Genomic DNA, 5,445 nt, shown 5'->3' with positions numbered 1-5,445 from the left:
CATCTAAAATGGCACAGCCGGTTTTTTTCGCCGCATCCCCTAACCCAGGCACGAAACCGATGGCAATCAAGGTTCCCTCGGCCCAATGCCAATTATCCAACGACTCTTGCTCGTAAGTCCGCCAGCTCCAATCGCCCAAATCATATAAATCAATAGCCTGCCCGACCACAGGGACGCAACCTAACGCGATTTCAACAAATAACAATAAGGCTGGATTATCTTGCGCCATACCTGCCGTCTCACCGGCTAGGCTGCTATACATTTTTTGAACCGCTTCTTTTTGCTTGCGTGTTCCTTGGTTTATTTCACGGTGAAGAACCCAAAACCGCTCATAAGCGGGCTCATAGTCATCGGGGATCCACTTTGTCCAGCTTCGATCAACGTCAATGCTATCCGCCGAGCTGTCGTCTGCATCGTAAAACAGATAGCCTTTACGATTTAAAAGGGTATAGAGGGCGAAGTATTCGCCAGCCAGTGCCGCGTATTCCGGCGAGTCTTGCAGGACGGGGTTGTTCTCCAGCACTTCTTCTGGCTCGAACTCATCGTCTCCCTCTTGTAGCAAAATCTCATAGCCCCCACACCCCATGTTCTGGATCTTGCACAGCCCCTGGTCGTCGGTTTTCCCTTCAATTTGCGTTTTTTTGCTATCAGTCAACACAAAGGGGGCATTGGGCACGGGCTTATCATCGTCGTAATGGTAACGAATAAACGTTTCACAGGCACACTCGACGCAGCCGCCTTCTAATACGTTGTCTGTTGAAAAGTTTTGTTGGGCGGCCTGTGAACTCGAGAGCAAAGCGGCCTTTGCATTACTGCTCATGACGACGAAGATTCCTTATCTAGTAAAATTAAAGCTTGCTCAAATAGACGATCCATAGGCGTTTTTTGCCCATCGATAATGGGTCGGGTAATGATCTTCTGTGCCCACGCCTCTTGATAGAAGGTATCGCCTAGCTCGACTTTTAAGCTAAGAAAACGAACAATATCTTGCTGTTGCTGAAACCCGTTGGCGCTTGCTTCGCTCACACCGGTTTCAATGAATTGCGTCCATTGCGTCTCTGGCCATGCTTGTGTGCGCTCATGGTGGGTCTGTAGATGGGTTTTGTAGGCTTGATACTGTTTTGGCAGTGATAGATTCAAGAGAGCGGCATATTGCGCCTCGCTCAGCGCACGCGGCAATGGCGGACAGGTGGCCTTCTCTGCCGCTTCTGGACGCAAAGGGAGGGTTTCTCCCTCGGTATCATTAAGTGTACCGAACAGCGCATATTTAAATGGCCCGCTTAATGCCTGCTTTTCTGTATCTGACGAGGCCTGCCATAACGCTTGAAACACCTGCCTATCGAACAATCGGAGCAATACGGTTTGTTGATAGGTATCTTTAACCTGTATCCACGTTTGCCAAAAACGCTTCGCACGAATGAAGAGGCTCTCTTCATCTTGGTTGATAAGCGGATCATCAAACACAAAGGCGATGCCCCAGTTCGGCTGTTCTTCACTCAGCGTTACTAGCCAATCGATGCTGGGATTAACCAGCAAGTAAGGCGATAGCGAATGGTGGATCTCGCCCATTTCGCCCCAATACAACCGATGGATCGCGAGTGCGTCGTCATCGATTGCTTGGAAGACTTGCGGACACACAGCGGCATCAACCACCGCGCAAAACGGTGCTGATAACCGATTGATTAGTGCATTCTCGGACGCTTGATTAGACATCATATTTACTCTGTGGCAATATGCAGGCCTTCGATAAAGCAGTTTCTAACGTTTTGCCTTTTCAGTAACCATGCGTAATTAGGGGCTAAGTCAGAGTAAACAGACGCAATTAGCTCTTCAACTCTTTCTGGCCAGAAGAAAATATCGTGCTGTTCAGGCGTTAAGACGATGGACGACGACAGGGCGTCTTGTGGCGCCCAAGGCGAACCCGTTTCCTCATCCCAACACGGTAAAAGCATCGGCTTGTCATCAATCACATCCGGCATATAGAGTGCCTCATGCGCCCCTATAAATGCGCCTCTCTGACCATCGGTGAGAACGTCAAAAAGTTCTAGCAACACACTGGTGTCGTAGAAGCGCAGCATTCGGGATGTGCCTGACTTATCGATAATACTCACCCATTGTTGCCAGTGAGAATGAAGCGAAGCCATCGAGCCATTATAAACGCCAACAAGACCGGCATTTGGGAAGCGTTGGGTATAATCGTGGATCCAATAAAGTAGTGTTTCTCCAGGCTGACCTTCTTTGATCTCAATGATGAGTGGTGAGGCATCCATAAGGTGTGCATACTCTGTACCCTGATAAAGATACTCCCACGCCACATCGTTGCCAGACACCATCGCTTCCCAGAATGCTCTGGCTTCGGGGTTTTGCACAGCATCAAAAATAAAATAAAACAGTTTATCTTTTGATTGTGACAATACTTCAAAGGGGGTTTTATGCGTATCTACCATATAAAATGCCTAACTGACTCTATTAATATTTATAATTTGGCGTCAATGCCATAACGCTCTCGCAGTATCTTTTCATCCTGCTTTTTAGATGCCTCGGATTGCGGTTTTAGATAGGGATGCGTCCCTTCCTCTTCACACTCTTCGCGAGGGCGATAGCCTCTTGGCTTAACACAGTACACAATATTGTTTCTAAAACGCTCTCCGTATGGCGTCAAAGCGGGAAACTGTACACCGAGCGCAATCATCTTCTGCTGAATTTTCAGCATTTTTTGATACGCGTCGGTGGATTTATCCATGCTATCTAGTGACTGTTGAACCGAATAGGCTGCACTCAGTCCACCATTGTCTATCACAAAAGGATCGGCTCCGTTCTCCAAGAGATAAAGCACTTCATCAAACATCACACTAATAAAATGCAATAGTGGTGTTTTTCCTACACCGGTTCTGGCATTTACATCCGCGCCAAACTCAACCAACAGTTTCAGTGCGTCATTGTCTTCTAGGTTCGGCACATCAAAAATTAGCGTACCACTGCCTCTCTTTATTTCGGTATCCATACCAGCTTCCAACATTGCTCTTAGTGGCTCTGTGGTTTTAAGCCTCATCGCTAAATGCGCCACCGTTTCTGATACATCCGTACCGGCTATCACGGCGTCATCAATTTTGGTGGCAGGGTCAGCCCCCAGCGCCATCAACATTTTGATGGCTGGAATATTGGTATCAGCGACGGCAAAGGCTAAAAGAGTAAAATGGTCATTACCGTGAGCATCAATATCTGGCAGTTTTTCCGCCAATGCTTTCGCTTTATCGATATCATGAGCTTTAATTGCTTGGGCAACGGCTAATAAATCCCCCTCAAAAAAGACCTCTGGATAGGGTTTACTGCGGAATAGATTAAAAGCGCCGGCTTTTGCTACCCAGAGCAAAAGCACAATCCCTATTCCGATGGCTGTTACCTTTAACACCTTATAGGCCTCGCTTATAGATTGGTATCAATGCCATAACGCTCTCGCAGTATCTTTTCATCCTGACGTTTAGATGCCTCGGATTGCGGTGCAACCAATTCATTTTCACCCACAAGCTTACATTCACTGCGTGTTAAATAGCCTTCAGGGTCGTCACACCACACAATATCGAGTCGATAACGCTCTCCATATGGCGTTAAAGCGGGAAACTTTACACCGAGATCAATCATCTTCTGCTGAATGTTCAGCATTTTTTGATACGCCTCGCTGGATTTATCCATGCTCTCCAAGCGATCTTGAACTAAGTAAGCGGCCGTTAATCCACCATTTTTCATAACAAAAGGATCAGCGCCATGATCTAACAGATACAACGCTTCATCGAACTTTACGCTGATAAAGTCTAATAACGGTGTTTGTTCTAAACTCGCCTTAGCATTCACATCGGCGCCAAACTCAACCAACAGTTTCAGTGCGTCATTGTCTTCTAGGTTCGGTACATCAAAGATCAGCGTACCACTGCCTCTCTTTATTTCGGTATTCATGCCAGCTTCCAACATTGCTCTTAGTGGCTCTGTGGTTTTAAGCCTCATCGCTAAATGCGCCACCGTTTCGGAAACATCTGTACCGGCTATCACGGCGTCATCAATTTTGGCGGCAGGGTCAGCCCCTAGCGCCATCAGCATCTTGATAGCTGGAATATTGGTATCAGCCACCGCAAATGCTAACAGGGTAAAATGGTCATTACCGTGAGCATCAATATCTGGCAGTTTTTCCGCTAACGCTTTCGCTTTATCGATATCATGGGCTTTAATTGCTTCGGCAACGGCTAATAATTCCCCCTCAAAAAAGACCTCTGGATAGGGTTTACTGCGGAATAAATTAAAAGCGCCGGCTTTTGCTACCCAGAGCAAAAGCACAATCCCTATTCCGATGGCTGTTACCTTTAACACCTTATAGGCCTCGCTTATAATTTGGCGTCAATGCCATAACGCTCTCGCAGTATCTTTTCATCCTGCCGTTTAGATGCGTCTGATTGCGGTGCAACCAATTCATTTTCACCCACAAGCTTACATTCACTGCGTGTTAAATAGCCTTCAGGGTCGTCACACCACACAATATCGAGTCGATAACGCTCTCCATATGGCGTTAAAGCGGGAAACTTTACACCGAGCGCAATCATCTTCTGCTGAATGTTCAGAATTTTTTGATACGCGTCGGTGGATTTATCCATGCTATCTAGTGACTGTTGAACCGAATAGGCTGCACTCAGTCCACCATTGTCTATCACAAAAGGATCGGCACCGTTATCCAAGAGATAAAGCACTTCATCCATGTTTACTCTGATGAAATCTAATAGCGGTGTTTGTCCTAAACCGTTTCTGGCATTTACATTCGCGCCAAACTCAACCAATAATGTCAGCGCGTCATTATCTTCTAGGTCTGGCACATCAAAAATCAGCGTCTCACCATATTCATCGGTCAAATTCGGATCCATTCCCGCTTCCAACATCGCTTTAAGTGCATCTGTCGTTTTGCGCCACATGGCAAAGTAAGCAACAGACTGTGCCTCCTCGCCTTTACCGAATTTGGTGGCAGGGTCGGCTCCTAGCGCCATCAACATTTTGATGGCTGGAATATTGGTATCAGCGACGGCAAACGCTAACAGGGTAAAACTCTCGTTGCCTGGCGCATCAATATCTGACAGTTTTTCCGCCAATGCTTTCGCTTTATCGATATCATGAGCTTTAATTGCTTCGGCAACGGCTAATAATTCCCCCTCAAAAAAGACCTCTGGATAGGGTTTACTGCGGAATAGATTAAAAGCGCCGGCTTTTGCTACCCAGAGCAAAAGCACAATCCCTATTCCGATGGCTGTTACCTTTAACACCTTATAGGCCTCGCTTATAGATTGGTATCAATGCCATAACGCTCTCGCAGTATCTTTTCATCCTGACGTTTAGATGCCTCGGATTGCGGTGCAACCAATTCATTTTCACCCACAAGCTTACATTCACTTCGTTTTAAATAGCCTT

General features: G+C 46.6%; 5 protein-coding genes and 1 pseudogene. All 6 read right to left on the bottom strand.

Annotated elements, in window-relative coordinates:
* Positions 1-820: pseudogene (locus BZJ17_RS16825) on the bottom strand (hypothetical protein); the annotation flags it as partial.
* Positions 817-1,716, bottom strand: coding sequence for a DUF4123 domain-containing protein (locus BZJ17_RS16820; RefSeq protein ID WP_077641499.1), 900 nt, complete (start codon positions 1,714-1,716; stop codon positions 817-819). The gene BZJ17_RS16820 and the pseudogene BZJ17_RS16825, both read right to left, overlap by 4 nt.
* Positions 1,717-1,718: 2 nt before the next feature.
* Positions 1,719-2,447, bottom strand: coding sequence for a DUF4123 domain-containing protein (locus BZJ17_RS16815; RefSeq protein ID WP_077641498.1), 729 nt, complete (start codon positions 2,445-2,447; stop codon positions 1,719-1,721).
* Between the two features lie 29 nt (positions 2,448-2,476).
* Positions 2,477-3,412: an ankyrin repeat domain-containing protein gene (locus BZJ17_RS16810; protein ID WP_241836841.1), complete on the bottom strand. Its 936-nt coding sequence runs from the start codon at positions 3,410-3,412 to the stop codon at positions 2,477-2,479.
* 14 nt (positions 3,413-3,426) lie between these two features.
* Positions 3,427-4,362 carry an ankyrin repeat domain-containing protein gene (locus BZJ17_RS16805; RefSeq protein WP_241836840.1) on the bottom strand — a complete coding sequence of 312 codons (936 nt, stop codon included), beginning with the start codon at positions 4,360-4,362 and terminating at the stop codon, positions 3,427-3,429.
* 14 nt (positions 4,363-4,376) lie between these two features.
* Positions 4,377-5,300 carry an ankyrin repeat domain-containing protein gene (locus BZJ17_RS16800; protein WP_241836839.1) on the bottom strand — a complete coding sequence of 308 codons (924 nt, stop codon included), beginning with the start codon at positions 5,298-5,300 and terminating at the stop codon, positions 4,377-4,379.
* Positions 5,301-5,445 lie beyond the last annotated feature (145 nt).

Source organism: Salinivibrio sp. IB574, assembly GCF_001996205.1.
Lineage (GTDB): Bacteria > Pseudomonadota > Gammaproteobacteria > Enterobacterales > Vibrionaceae > Salinivibrio > Salinivibrio proteolyticus.
This window is presented reverse-complemented; position numbering and strand designations above follow the sequence as displayed.

Excerpts from the sequence above, each read along its gene's own strand:
- BZJ17_RS16820 (WP_077641499.1), bottom strand. The coding sequence starts at position 1,716 with ATGATGTCTAATCAAGCGTCCGAGAATGCACTAATCAATCGGTTATCA.
- BZJ17_RS16815 (WP_077641498.1), bottom strand. The coding sequence starts at position 2,447 with ATGGTAGATACGCATAAAACCCCCTTTGAAGTATTGTCACAATCAAAA.